This is a genomic window from Pseudoalteromonas carrageenovora IAM 12662 (genome assembly GCF_900239935.1).
Taxonomy (GTDB): Bacteria; Pseudomonadota; Gammaproteobacteria; order Enterobacterales; family Alteromonadaceae; genus Pseudoalteromonas; species Pseudoalteromonas carrageenovora.
This window is the reverse complement of record NZ_LT965928.1, coordinates 1,728,088-1,741,153: the sequence shown is the minus strand read 5'-3', so window position 1 is coordinate 1,741,153 and position 13,066 is coordinate 1,728,088. Positions and strand designations below refer to the sequence as shown.

Annotated in this window: 13 protein-coding genes; 5 read left to right on the top strand and 8 right to left on the bottom strand. The window is 44.0% G+C overall.

Going from position 1 to position 13,066, the window contains the following annotated elements; translation table 11 throughout:
• Positions 1-161: 161 nt before the first annotated feature.
• The gene (locus ALFOR1_RS07875) at positions 162-392 is read right to left on the bottom strand and encodes a hypothetical protein (RefSeq protein WP_131692412.1); all 231 of its coding nucleotides are present in this window, start codon (positions 390-392) and stop codon (positions 162-164) included.
• A 305-nt stretch (positions 393-697) separates the two neighbouring features.
• On the opposite strand from ALFOR1_RS07875, the gene ALFOR1_RS20475 reads away from it, so the two are divergent.
• Positions 698-862, top strand: a complete 165-nt coding sequence (locus tag ALFOR1_RS20475) for a phage integrase N-terminal SAM-like domain-containing protein (protein ID WP_227006931.1) — start codon at positions 698-700, stop codon at positions 860-862.
• 100 nt (positions 863-962) lie between these two features.
• Here the strand turns inward: ALFOR1_RS20475 and ALFOR1_RS07865 are convergent, their stop codons facing one another.
• From ALFOR1_RS07865 to ALFOR1_RS07835, 7 genes are all read right to left on the bottom strand, one after another.
• Positions 963-1,733, bottom strand: a complete 771-nt coding sequence (locus ALFOR1_RS07865; RefSeq protein WP_104642611.1) for an SDR family oxidoreductase — start codon at positions 1,731-1,733, stop codon at positions 963-965.
• Positions 1,734-1,742: 9 nt separating this feature from the next.
• Positions 1,743-2,642 carry a 3-hydroxyisobutyrate dehydrogenase gene (gene mmsB / locus ALFOR1_RS07860; protein WP_104642610.1) on the bottom strand — a complete coding sequence of 300 codons (900 nt, stop codon included), beginning with the start codon at positions 2,640-2,642 and terminating at the stop codon, positions 1,743-1,745.
• Positions 2,643-2,652: 10 nt separating this feature from the next.
• The gene (locus ALFOR1_RS07855) at positions 2,653-3,804 is read right to left on the bottom strand and encodes an enoyl-CoA hydratase/isomerase family protein (protein ID WP_104642609.1); all 1,152 of its coding nucleotides are present in this window, start codon (positions 3,802-3,804) and stop codon (positions 2,653-2,655) included.
• A complete protein-coding gene (locus ALFOR1_RS07850; protein ID WP_104642608.1) occupies positions 3,804-4,589 on the bottom strand; it encodes an enoyl-CoA hydratase in 786 nt (261 codons plus the stop codon). The genes ALFOR1_RS07855 and ALFOR1_RS07850 overlap by 1 nt, the downstream gene beginning before the upstream one ends.
• 10 nt (positions 4,590-4,599) lie before the next feature.
• Entirely contained in the window at positions 4,600-5,757 is a 1,158-nt protein-coding gene (locus tag ALFOR1_RS07845) for an acyl-CoA dehydrogenase family protein (protein WP_104642607.1), read from the bottom strand.
• Positions 5,758-5,895: 138 nt separating this feature from the next.
• Positions 5,896-7,386: a CoA-acylating methylmalonate-semialdehyde dehydrogenase gene (locus ALFOR1_RS07840; protein ID WP_104642606.1), complete on the bottom strand. Its 1,491-nt coding sequence runs from the start codon at positions 7,384-7,386 to the stop codon at positions 5,896-5,898.
• Positions 7,387-7,489: 103 nt separating this feature from the next.
• Positions 7,490-8,671 carry a thiolase family protein gene (locus tag ALFOR1_RS07835; protein ID WP_104642605.1) on the bottom strand — a complete coding sequence of 394 codons (1,182 nt, stop codon included), beginning with the start codon at positions 8,669-8,671 and terminating at the stop codon, positions 7,490-7,492.
• A 330-nt stretch (positions 8,672-9,001) separates the two neighbouring features.
• Here ALFOR1_RS07835 and ALFOR1_RS07830 point away from each other — a divergent pair, with 330 nt between their 5' ends.
• The 4 genes from ALFOR1_RS07830 to ALFOR1_RS07815 are packed head-to-tail and all read left to right on the top strand — an operon-like array spanning position 9,002 to position 13,061.
• Positions 9,002-9,436 carry a MerR family transcriptional regulator gene (locus ALFOR1_RS07830; protein WP_104642604.1) on the top strand — a complete coding sequence of 145 codons (435 nt, stop codon included), beginning with the start codon at positions 9,002-9,004 and terminating at the stop codon, positions 9,434-9,436.
• Positions 9,437-9,484: 48 nt separating this feature from the next.
• Entirely contained in the window at positions 9,485-10,660 is a 1,176-nt protein-coding gene (locus ALFOR1_RS07825; protein ID WP_058549146.1) for an isovaleryl-CoA dehydrogenase, read from the top strand.
• A 10-nt stretch (positions 10,661-10,670) separates the two neighbouring features.
• Positions 10,671-12,278 (top strand): carboxyl transferase domain-containing protein, encoded by a 1,608-nt coding sequence (locus ALFOR1_RS07820; RefSeq protein ID WP_104642603.1) that lies wholly within the window; start codon positions 10,671-10,673, stop codon positions 12,276-12,278.
• Between the two features lie 12 nt (positions 12,279-12,290).
• Entirely contained in the window at positions 12,291-13,061 is a 771-nt protein-coding gene (locus ALFOR1_RS07815; protein WP_104642602.1) for an enoyl-CoA hydratase/isomerase family protein, read from the top strand.
• Positions 13,062-13,066 lie beyond the last annotated feature (5 nt).

The following is a 13,066-nucleotide window of genomic DNA, read 5'->3' as shown; positions in this document are numbered from 1 at the left end:
TATGGCTTAAAAAAGTTAGGCAGGGATCAGTGCGTTTAACTTGACAGTGGGAGTCATACCAACGCCCAGCTAAGCCGCCGGAACGGAGTTGATTGTTTTGTGCGAGCGTAGCGGAAAAGCACAAAACGAGCAACGCAGTGGAGGTCGGATTGAGCTGGGCGTTATGTGCGAGGCTCACGCTTGTTCCATACTAGTGATGGACACACCGTTGACGCATATTTTTGTGCTTCTTCAATTGACGAATATGCTCCTCCCTGAAAAGTAGAAGTATTTGAGTATGCGCCAATATGAAGACCATAAAACTCACCAAAACGATCCTCTCTAACGACAGGTTCATCTTCGTGGTCGCCAGAACCAGGCTTGAAATTAGTTTTAATAATATGAGCCTCCATATCTACAGCTTCATCATAGAGCCATTTCCCGCTAACAATTAGTTCTTCTACTATTTTGACCAATACTAACTCCAAGCACATAACAATTTTGTCTACGACATTTGTCGTTTTATAAACCGACAAATGTCCATATATTACAGTGCATTTATCTTAACCATCAAATAAACACCTGTAAACAATTAGTTAACTGGAAAATATTTTTTAATCAATGCACAAATACACCGAAATGGTGGAGATCAGTAATACTGGACAAAACAATACACACTGTCTATATATACAGTTAAATTTTGCTAGAGATTCATATCATGAAATCACCTTTTTTAACTATGATAGCCGAACAAATGTATCTAAAGCGTTATGATAAAAGTACCATTAAAGCGTATTTATACTGGATAGCTTCGTTTATTCGATTTAACTCTATGAGGCACCCAACAACAATGGGAGATAATGAGGTTGAGCTTATTATTTAAAGAGGTGATTCAAAAGCCACTCTTATTAGGCATTTTTTAAAACAAAAAAGCACAGCCCACAAGCGCCATGCTTTTTAAATCAATTTTAACCCAGTTCGGTTTACAAACGAATACCGCCGTCTATTTCAACCACGCGACCGGTGAAAAAGTCGTTTTCGATTATGTACTGTGCTGTATGGGCAATTTCGTCGCTTTCGCCTAAACGCCCTACGGGTGTTACTGCAAGCATACGTTGTCTGGCTTCGGGTTTCATGGCGTCGGTCATGGCGGTACTTATTACACCTGGTGCAATAGCGCCTACGCGTATACCAAAGCGGCCAAGCTCTTTAGCCCACGTGGTGGTAAGTGCTACTACGCCTGCTTTTGATGCCGCGTAGTTTGTTTGGCCTATGTTACCTGCTCGCGCTACGCTCGACATATTGACTATAACGCCGCCTTTGCCTGATTCAATCATGTGGCTTGCAGCTTCACGCCCTGCTAAAAATACGCCAGTGAGATTTACATCAATTACTGATTGAAATTGCTCAAGGGACATTTTTTTAACCACTTTGCCGTCTTTAGCTTTTATAAACATGCCGTCGCGTAAAATACCGGCGTTGTTTATAAGCACACCAATGTGGCCAAAATCGCTATTAATGGTATTAAATACGTTTTCTACTTCGCTCTCAACAGTTACGTTTGAGGCGTAGCCTTTAATAGTGCCAGATACACCTTCAAGCTGTGTTAGTTTCTCGCATGCGTTGTTTAATAACTCTTGCGCCATATCTATAAGTGCGATGTTAGCGCCCATAAGGGCAAATTTTTGCGCCATTGCAAAGCCTAAGCCTTGTGCGCCACCGGTTATTACTACCGTGTTATTTTTAATTTCCACGCCTTACTCCTACTTAGAAAACAGTTTAAAAATGGCGCTAAAATCATCACTGCCAGCACCTTGGTGCTGTAGCATAGTGTATAAATTTTTAGCCATTGACCCCATTGGGGTTGAAGAATTACTTTGCTGCGCGGCTTCCATGGCAAGCCCTAAATCTTTAGCCATTAAATCGACCATAAAGCCCGGTTTGTAATCGTTACTTGCAGGGGCTGTATCCATTACGCCTGGGCATGGGTTGTAAAGTTCAAGGGTCCAGTTACGGCCAGAGCTTGCAGTCATAATGTCGCTGAGTACTTTTGCATCTAGCCCATTATTAATACCCATTTGCAGGGCTTCGCTCGTGCCTGCCATTAAAATACTGAGAAGCATGTTGTTGCATATTTTTGCAACTTGTCCTGCGCCAATATCACCTGCATGAAATATGTTTTTACCCATATCATTAAGCACAGGTTGTGCGGTATTAAACGCGGCTTTACTACCACCTACAATAAACGTAAGCGTGCCTGCGGTTGCCCCAGCAACACCGCCCGATACCGGTGCATCTACAAAGCTAATACCCTGCTCGCCAAGTGCGCTGCCAACCACACGGGCCGACTCTGCATCTATTGTTGAGCAATCTATCACTAAGGTGTTTTTGCTAAGCACATTAATTAAGCCGCTATCATCGTTATTGCCTAAATAAAGCGATTTAACATGTTTGCCCGCAGGTAACATACTAATAAGTATATCGGCATTGGTTGCACATGCATTTGCATTTTCAGCTGCGTGTGCGCCTTTACTTGTAAGTTCATTTAAGACCGACTGGTTTAAATCAAATGCTGTAACATTATGGCCGGCTTTAATTAAATTAGCCGCCATAGGGCCGCCCATATTACCTAAGCCGATAAAACCAATATTGAGTTTAGTCATCGTCTTTCCTTTATGTGTGTGTTGGGGTGTCTAAGCTATTGAGTGGGTGATTTTCGCCAAAACGGTTAGCAAAAAAGCTCTCTATTATTGCTTGTGGTACATCATTCAGTGTTTTGTATTGCCAATTAGGCGCGCCGTCTTTATCTATTAATAGTGCTCTTACGCCTTCTTGAAATTCACCTACTTCGCCAGCGCGTACGGACATACCCAGCTCCATTTTAAAACACGCTAGTAAGCTTTTGCCTTTACTGGCTTTTAGCTGCTCACTTACTAGCGCGCAACTTAGTGGGCAACCATGCTTAAGTGATTTTTGGGCGCGTTGCAGCCATTTATCGTCAGTAGCTAGGCCTAAAAGATAATCAACTTGTTCTTGTAGCGTATTAAATTCAGCTAATTTTTGAATGGTTGCTAAGTTAGCTTTAATATTGCCTTTGGGCATACGCGCAGATTGGTTATCTAAATCGGTTAATAATTTAGTCAAACGCTCATGATTTAAGCTTGCGGTTTTGCCCCACTTAGCCGCTAAAATTTGCGCTAGCATGGCATCATATTTAGTGCTGTCGATAAAGTGATCGGCAAGCGATACAAAGCGTGCATCTTCACAATTAATAGAGGCCGATGTTAGCCCTAAAAATAGCCCGACACTTTGTGGCATTTTATGTAAAAAGTAACTACCGCCTACATCTGGGTATAAGCCTATGGTTTGCTCTGGCATAGCAATGCGCGATGTTTCGGTTACTACGCGGTGGCTAGCACCGGCCATTAGGCCTAAACCGCCCCCCATTACTATGCCGTGCCCCCATACTAAAAGTGGTTTTTCGTAGCAATGAATAAGGTAGTCCAGCTGGTACTCTAGGGTAAAAAAGTCTTCCACTAAGCTTGTTGGTTTTCCTTGCGCCATTGCATGATGAAGGCTAACTACATCGCCACCAGCGCAAAATGCTTTATCCCCTGCGCCTTTTAAAATAACCATTGCGATTGCATCATCGCTTTGCCAAGCGCGCAATTGCGGCTCGAGTAATTTGATCATGTCAAAATTAAGGGCGTTTAATGCTTTAGGTACGTTGAGTGTAATAAGCCCAATTAAGCTGCCATTTGCTGCACTTGCCGTTTCAAATAGCACGGGGTCGTCGGCATTATTTAATAACGTTAAATTACTCATTAGCCATTTACCCAATTAGCGCGGCGTTTTTCTAAAAAGGCATTAACGCCCTCTTGTTGATCTTGTGTATCAAACAGCCCAACAAACAATTCACGCTCAAGTGGTAATATGCTTGCCATAGGTTGGTGGCGGCCTTTTTGTATAAGCGTTTTACATGCAGCTACCGAGCTTGGGCTTTGTTCGCTTACTTGGTTCGCAAGTTTTAACGCCGCTGAAAAGCTTTCGCCTTGTGGGACTACTTCTTCTACTAAGCCAATTTGTAAGGCTTTATCGGCTTTTAAGCGCTCGCCACATAAAATCATGCGTTTTGCCCAGCCTTCACCTACAAGCCATGCTAAATTTTGCGTGCCACCCGCGCACGGTAATAAACCCACTTTTGCCTCTGGCAGTGCCATTTGTGCTTGCTCTTCTGCTATGCGTATATCACATGCAAGCGCTACTTCTAGTCCGCCGCCCATGGCATAACCGTTAATGGCCGCAACCGACACCCCTGTAAAATTAGTGAGTGCTTCAAAGGCTTCACCAAATACACGCGACATATCAGCGGCAACGCCTTTATCGCCACTAGCAAATACGTTTAAATCGGCACCGGCGCTAAAAAACTTCTCGCCTTCGCCAGTAAGCACTAAGGCATAAATGTTTTTGTTGCTATTAAGCTCGTTAACTTTGTTTTTTAAATCAATTAAGGTGTCTTTTGTCCAGGTATTAGCTGGTGGGTTAGACATAGTTAAAATAGCAACATGGCCTTCGGTAGTCAGTTCAATACTCGGGTTAGATTGTGACATAACTTGCTCCTTATAAAACGTCGCTTGCAGACTCGGCTAAAATACGGCGCGCTATAATTACACGCATAATTTCGTTAGTGCCTTCTAAAATTTGATGAACGCGTACATCACGTACATGGCGCTCAAGCGGGTATTCTTTTATGTAACCGTAACCACCATGTACTTGCAGTGCCTCGTTACACACGTTAAAGCCAACATCGGTGGCAAAACGTTTAGCCATGGCGCAGTAGGTAGTTTTTTCACTATCGCCGGTATCAAGTTTAAATGCCGCAAGCCTTACCATTTGGCGTGCAGCTACAAGTTCGGTGTTCATATCTGCAATTTTAAACTGCAAAGCCTGAAACGCAGCCAAGGGTTTACCAAATTGAGTGCGCTCTTTTAAGTACTCTTTTGCCGTGTTTAGCGCAGCTTGTGCTGTACCAATTGAGCATGTGGCAATATTAATGCGCCCGCCATCTAGGCCTTGCATGGCAAATTTAAAGCCTTCACCCTCTTTACCTAATAAGTTATGCGCCGGAATACGCACATCTTCAAAACTAATTAAGCGTGTTGGTTGTGCGTTCCAACCCATTTTTTCTTCTGCTTTACCGTATTCAACGCCTTGTGCGTCTGCAGGGACTACAAATGCCGAAATACCCGCAGCGCCTTCGCCACCGGTACGTGCCATTACCACTAAAACTTCAGTTTCGCCCGCGCCCGATATAAACATTTTTGAGCCGTTAATAACGTACTCATCACCTTCAAGCACAGCTTTTGTTTTTAGTGATGCTGCATCTGAGCCCGCCCCTGGCTCAGTTAAACAATAAGAGGCAAGTAGCTTGCCCATTACTAGTTGCTCTACGTATGCATCTTTAACTGCATCTGTACCAAAACTTGCTACCATCCACGTGGCCATATTATGAATAGTTAGCATGGCCGTTGTAGCTGTACAGCCCATAGCAAGCTGCTCAAATATAATGCTTGAATCTAAGCGTGATAAACCAAGGCCGCCGGCTTCCTCTGGCGTGTATAAACCGCAAAAGCCAAGCTCGCCCGCCGCTTTAATCGTATTTTTAGGAAAAATATGCTCGCGATCCCACTTTGCTGCATGTGGAGCAAGTTCTGATTCTGCAAATTGGCGTGCAGTTTCTGCAAAGGCTTGTTGATCTTCTGATAAGTTAAAGTCCATGGTAGACCTCTTTAATTGTGTTGTTAGTGTGTCCCATTAGGGTAAATGAGTGAAGAGCGGCAAAGGCTGATGTGTGTGTTCTAGTTGCTTGTCAGCGGGTTTAGCCTTTGCGCCCTTCTTTATTATTTTTGAGTGTGTTTATTTTAAGTTAATGCTCATGTTTGGACCTGAAGCGATGTCGTCTTCAAACCAACGTGAGGTAATGGTTTTAGTTTCTGTGTAAAAACGTATACCTTGCTTACCATAAGTGTGTGTATCGCCGTAAAACGAGCCTTTCCAGCCCGTAAACGAGAAAAACGGCAGCGGCACCGGAATAGGCACATTAATACCCACTTGGCCTACTTCAATTTCGTGTTGAAATTTACGAGCCACAGCGCCACTTGAGGTAAATAACGAGGTACCGTTGCCGTACGGGCTTTCGTTAATAAGGGCAATTGCCTCATCAAGCGTATCTACAAACATACAGGCAAGCACAGGGCCAAAGATTTCTTCTTTGTATAAGTCCATTTCTTTTGTCACATCGGTAAATAGAGTTGGGCCAACCCAGTTACCTTGCTCGTAGCCCTCTACTGTGTAGTTTGAGCCATCAATTAAACAGGTGGCGCCTTGCTCTTTACCGCTTGCTATAAGCGATAAAATACGCTCTTTTGCGGCTTTTGATGTTTGTGGGCCGTAGGCTGCGTCTTTGTCATCCCACACGCCTGGGCGTACGTTTTCAAAGCCTGCTTTTATTTCATCTACCCACTCACTTGCTTGCCCTACAAACACAGACACCGAAATACCCATACAGCGCTGACCGGCAGCACCAACCGATGCGCCAACTAGGTTATTTACCACGTGCGATTTACTCGCATCTGGCATAATAACCATGTGATTTTTAGCACCCACACACGCTTGCACGCGCTTAAGGTTTTGTGTGCCTTTAGAATAAATATATGCACCTACAGCACACGAACCCACAAACGAAATTGCACGTACGGCTTTGTCTTCTAATAAGCGGTCTACTTGCGGTTTTGTACCATGAACCACTTGCAATACGCCTTTTGGTGCGCCGGCTTCAATAAATAGCTCAGCTAAACGCATTGGTGTGAGTGGGTCTTGCTCAGAGGGTTTTAAAATAAAGGTGTTACCACATACAATAGCTAGCGGAAACATCCAAAGTGGGATCATCGCCGGAAAGTTAAACGGCGTAATGCCTGCACATACGCCAAGGGGCTGCATGTAAGAATAGGTATCGATTTTACGGGCAACGTTTTCCATTGTTTCGCCCATCATTAATGATGGTGCATTTGCAGCTTGTTCTACTACTTCAATACCGCGCCATACATCGCCTTTTGCATCTTCAAACGTTTTACCTAGTTCATGGCAAATAATGGTCGCAAGCTCATCGTGGTGCTCTTTTAACAGCGCCGCGTATTTCATCATAATGCGAGCACGCTCGGTAATGGGCACATCTTTCCATGTTTTAAATGTTTCTGAGGCCGAGGCAATAGCTGCATCCATTTCTGAGTCGGTAGTGCATGGAACTTGCGCAAGTACTTCTTGGTTTGCTGGGTTAATTACATCAATAAGCTCGTTTGAAGCCGACTGAACAAATTCGCCATTTATAAGTAGTGGAACTTGGTGCATGGGTAAATCCTGTTGTTAGTGTGTTCTTTTAAAAAATGACACCGTTTTGTTATTAGTATGAGTACGGTGCATTTTAGTTGCTGTTAGTTAATTAACTGCTTTGTTAGTAAGCCTCTACAGCCATGGCTACAGCTTCGCCGCCGCCAATACATAAAGACGCAATTCCTTTTTTAAGGCCACGGTTTTTAAGTGCGTGAATAAGCGTGACTAAAATTCTCGCGCCGCTGGCACCAATTGGGTGGCCAAGAGCACACGCCCCACCGTTTACGTTTACTTTGCTCTCATCAAGTTTTAATTCGTTAATAGCAAGCATGGTAACCATGGCAAAGGCTTCGTTAATTTCCCACAGGTCAACATCAGCAGTTGTCCAGCCTGCTTTTTCAAGCACACTGTTCATAGCGCCCACAGGTGCTACTGTAAATTCGCTTGGTTTTTGAGAGTGCGTACTGTGCGCTACAATTTTACAAAGCGGTGCTAAGCCTTGCTCTTTTGCTTTTGATTCGCTCATTAATATAAGCGCTGCGCCACCATCAGAAATTGACGATGAATTAGCCGCAGTGATGGTGCCGTCTTTTTTAAAGGCAGCACGCAGGCTTGGTATTTTTTCTGGGCGGGCATTACCGGGCTGCTCATCAACCGATACGGTTACATCGCCCTTGTGGGTTTTTATGGTGTGCGGCGCAATTTCGTTTTCAAAGCTGCCGTTTTCAATTGCCGCATTGGCTTTACTTAACGAGCCCAGTGCAAACTCATCCATTTGCTCACGGCCAATGCCGTACTCATCGGCAGTATCTTGTGCAAAACAGCCCATTGCTTTGTTATCGTAAGCATCTTCTAGGCCATCGCTCATCATATGATCTTTAATTTCGCCGTGGCCCATACGCATACCGCCACGTGCTTTAGGTATAAAATACGGTGCGTTACTCATGCTTTCCATGCCGCCAGCAATTGCACTGCTAATTGAGCCCGCTTTAATTAAGTCGTTTGCGAGCATGGCGGCTTTTAAACCAGAGCCACATACTTTATTAATGGTGGTAGCACCCGTGCCCAGAGCAAGGCCTGCTTTTAACATTGCTTGGCGTGCTGGCGCTTGGCCAAGGCCCGCTGGCAATACACAGCCCATAATTACTTCATCTATTGCATCATTAGCTAAACCAGTTTGTGCAAGTGCACTTGCAATGGCGGTAGCGCCAAGCTCGGTAGATTGTGCATCGGTTAATGCGCCCATAAAGCCGCCCATAGGCGTACGCTTAGCTGCTACAATTACCACTGATTCTAAAGTCATAACTAACTCCGTTGTATTTTTATGCAAATAGTTGTTAGAATATTTGCTCTATTAATTTAGTATTCATTTATTATTTAATACCCATACACAATACTAACGTTTACGCTAACGTCAACTAAAAAACGCTTAATTTTTAGTTTTAAAAGTGTAAGGTTTATTTTCCAGTAGTACGGTTAATCAACATAAATAAAAATAAGCCACTGAATATTAATAATTAAATTTAACATTTCACGCCAACACTCCTTTATAAATAGTTTCATACCACACCGAGCTTTACCTTTACGTAAACTTCACTTATATTGGAGTTATTCGAATGAGGTAAACACAACTATGAAACCAGATAACCAAACAAACTTTGCAAGTTCAGCCAACATACCTGGCAGTAACGAACAAACCTTTAGCATTAGCGATTTAGCTAAAGAGTTTGATATTACTACCCGCTCTATTCGTTTTTACGAAGACCAAGGCTTAGTAAGCCCAGAGCGCAATGGCCAAACCCGTATTTATTCAAAACGCGACAAAGTTCGCTTAAAACTTATACTACGCGGTAAACGCTTAGGCTTTACGCTTGCTGAAACAGGCCGTCTGTTTGAACTGTACGACGCTGATAAATCAAGCGCTAAACAGCTGGTGACTATGCTCGACTTAATAGCAGAGAAAAAGGCCGACCTTTCTCAGCAAATGGACGACATAAAAGTTGTGCTTATGGAATTAGTGACAGCGGAGCGCCGCTGCAGAGACACACTCAATAAAATAGACGAGTAGCCTATTTTAATAATAAAAACACACTGACAACACACACAGGAATGAATCATGAGCACTATTTCACTTTATAAAGAGATGAACTTTGGCCTTGGCGAAACCGCCGATATGATCCGCGACCACGTAAATAGCTTTGCAAGCCAAGAAATAGCGCCACTGGCTGAACAAACCGATATAGATAACGCGTTTCCTAATCAGCTTTGGCCGCAAATGGGCGAAATGGGTGTACTAGGCATGACCGTATCTGAAGACTTTGGCGGTGCAGGCTTAGGTTACTTAGAGCATGTAATAGCCATGGAAGAAATTAGCCGAGCTAGTGCCTCAATTGGCTTAAGTTATGGTGCGCATTCAAACTTGTGTGTAAATCAAATTAACCGTAACGGTAACCAAGCACAAAAAGAAAAATACCTACCAAAGCTTATTAGCGGCGAACACATTGGTGCCCTTGCCATGAGCGAGCCAAACGCAGGCTCTGACGTGGTATCTATGAAACTTAAAGCCGAGAAAAAAGGTGATAAGTACATTTTAAATGGTAATAAAATGTGGATCACCAATGGCCCCGACGCACATACATTTGTTATTTACGCAAAAACAGATTTAGAAGCCGGCGCTAAAGGAATTACCGCTTTTATTGTAGAAAGCAGCTTTGCTGGGTTCTCTACCGCGCAAAAGCTCGACAAGCTTGGCATGCGTGGCTCTAACACCTGTGAACTGGTGTTTGAAAACTGCGAAGTACCCGAAGAGAACATTTTAGGTAACTTAAACGAAGGCGTTAAAGTACTTATGAGCGGCCTAGATTACGAACGAGTGGTACTTGCTGCAGGCCCCCTTGGCATAATGCAAGCATGTATGGATATAGTTGTGCCGTATATTCATGAGCGTAAACAGTTTGACACCCCTATTGGTCAATTTCAGTTAATTCAAGGCAAAGTAGCCGACATGTATACGCAAATGAACGCAGCGCGCTCATACGTTTATACTGTTGCAAAAGCGTGTGACCGCGGCGAAACCACTCGTAAAGATGCCGCTGGTGCTATTTTATATGCCGCTGAACTTGCCACCAAAATGGCGCTAGATGCCATTCAAATTTTAGGTGGTAACGGCTACATAAACGAATACGCCACAGGGCGCTTACTACGTGATGCCAAATTATACGAAATTGGCGCTGGTACATCAGAAATTCGCCGCATGCTAATTGGCCGCGAACTATTCACCGAAAGCCGTTAAGGATTAAATTATGACGATATTAAAATCGAGCGTTAATCCACACGACCCTACTTTTGTGCAAAATCACAAAAACATGGCGTCTTTAGTTGATGATTTACAAAGCAAAGTGGCCACCATTAGCTTGGGCGGCGGCGCTGCTTTAAAGGAGCGTCACGAAGGCCGAGGTAAATTATTTGTACGCGACCGCATTAGTACTTTATTAGATGAAGGATCACCGTTTTTAGAAATTTCGCAATTTGCAGCCTTTGGTGTGTACGAGCAAGAAATTGCCTGTGCGGGTGTAGTTGCCGGTATTGGCCGAGTTAAAGGCATTGAATGCATGATTATTGCAAACGATGCCACGGTAAAGGGCGGTACGTACTTTCCGCTTACCGTTAAAAAGCATTTACGCGCGCAAGATATCGCTGAGCGCTGCCACTTACCATGTATTTATTTAGTTGATTCGGGCGGTGCTAACCTACCTGAGCAAGACGATGTATTTCCTGATAAATTGCATTTTGGGCGTATTTTTTACAACCAAGCCCGTATGTCGGGTAAAGGAATTCCTCAAATTGCTGTGGTAATGGGTTTGTGTACCGCAGGTGGCGCCTACGTACCCGCAATGGCCGATGAAAGCATAATTGTAAAAGAGCAAGGCACTATATTTTTAGCAGGCCCGCCACTTGTAAAAGCAGCCACAGGTGAAGTAGTAAGCGCTGAAGAATTAGGCGGTGCGGATGTGCATTGTAAAACATCGGGGGTGGCTGACCACTTTGCAGAAAATGACGAGCATGCGCTGTCTATTGCGCGCCAATGTATTGAGCGTATTAATTACACGCGCCCTACAGCCCCTCTTTTAGAGGATGTTAAACCGCCACGTTACGATATAAACGAGCTTTATGGCATTGTAGGCACCGATCTTAAAAAGCCGTTTGATGTACGTGAAGTAATAGCGCGCACAGTGGACGACTCATCGTTTGATGAATTTAAACGTTACTTTGGTGAAACGCTCGTCACCGGTTTTGCCAGCATTTATGGTAACCCTGTTGGCATAGTGGCTAATAACGGCATTTTATTTAGTGAGTCAGCGCAAAAAGGCGCGCACTTTATTCAACTATGTGCACAGCGCAATATTCCTTTAGTGTTTTTACAAAATATTACCGGCTTTATGGTGGGTAAAAAGTACGAAGCTGAAGGCATAGCAAAGCACGGCGCTAAAATGGTGATGGCGGTTTCGTGTGCCGATGTGCCAAAATTTACGGTGCTAATTGGTGGCTCTTACGGCGCTGGTAACTACGGTATGTGTGGCCGCGCATTTGAACCAACCATGATGTGGATGTGGCCCAATGCCCGTATTTCAGTAATGGGCGGTGAGCAAGCCGCAGGTGTAATGGCTCAAGTTAAGCAAGATGGTTTAGCACGTAAAGGCCATAGCATGAGCGAGCAAGAAGTTAGCGATTTTAAAAAGCCAATTATTGATCAATACGAAGAGCAAGGCCATCCGTATTACGCAAGCGCGCGCTTGTGGGACGATGGCATTATTGACCCTGCCGATACTCGTAACGTATTAGGCCTTGCCTTAAGTGCAGCTAAAAATGCACCAGAGCAAGACTCTAAGTTTGGCGTATTTAGAATGTAACCGGAGCGAAAAATGTCAGTAACACTACAAATAACAAAATCTAATGTGGCTGTACTTGTTTTAAGCCGAGTTGAAAAACGTAACGCATTTAATAGTGAAGTAATACACGAGCTAATTCAGTGCATAGAGCATGCAAATACGCTCGATATTCGCGCTTTGGTTTTAAAAACTGAAGGAAAGCATTTTTCTGCAGGTGCCGATTTAGCCTGGATGAAATCAATGGCTGATAACAATTACGCCGATAACCTTGCCGACTCTATGCAGCTCGCTAAATTAATGCAGGTGTTAGCGACCTCCCCTCATCCAACCATATGTGCTGTACAAGGCGCTGCGTTTGGCGGCGCTCTGGGCTTAATTGCATGTTGCGATATTGCCCTAAGTAAAGATGACGCCCAGTTTTGCTTAAGTGAAGTAAAATTAGGACTTACCCCTGCGGTAATTAGCCCCTATGTAATTAAAGCAATTGGTGAGCGCGCTGCGCGCCGCTACTTTTTAACCGCCGAGGTGTTTGATGCCCACACAGCAAAACAACTTGGTTTGGTTCATCAGGTAACCGGCAATTTAGATTGTGCACTTGATAACATGCTGCAAACATTAATCGATAACGGCCCTGTAGCTGTAAAAGCCGCTAAATCATTAATAAATGATGTAGCAAATAAGCCAATTAACGATGAACTTATTGAGCTCACGGCCGAACGTATTGCAAAAATTCGTGTATCGGACGAAGGCCAAGAAGGGCTAAGTGCCTTTTTTGATAAACGCCCTCCCGCTTGGCAACTGTAGGATTA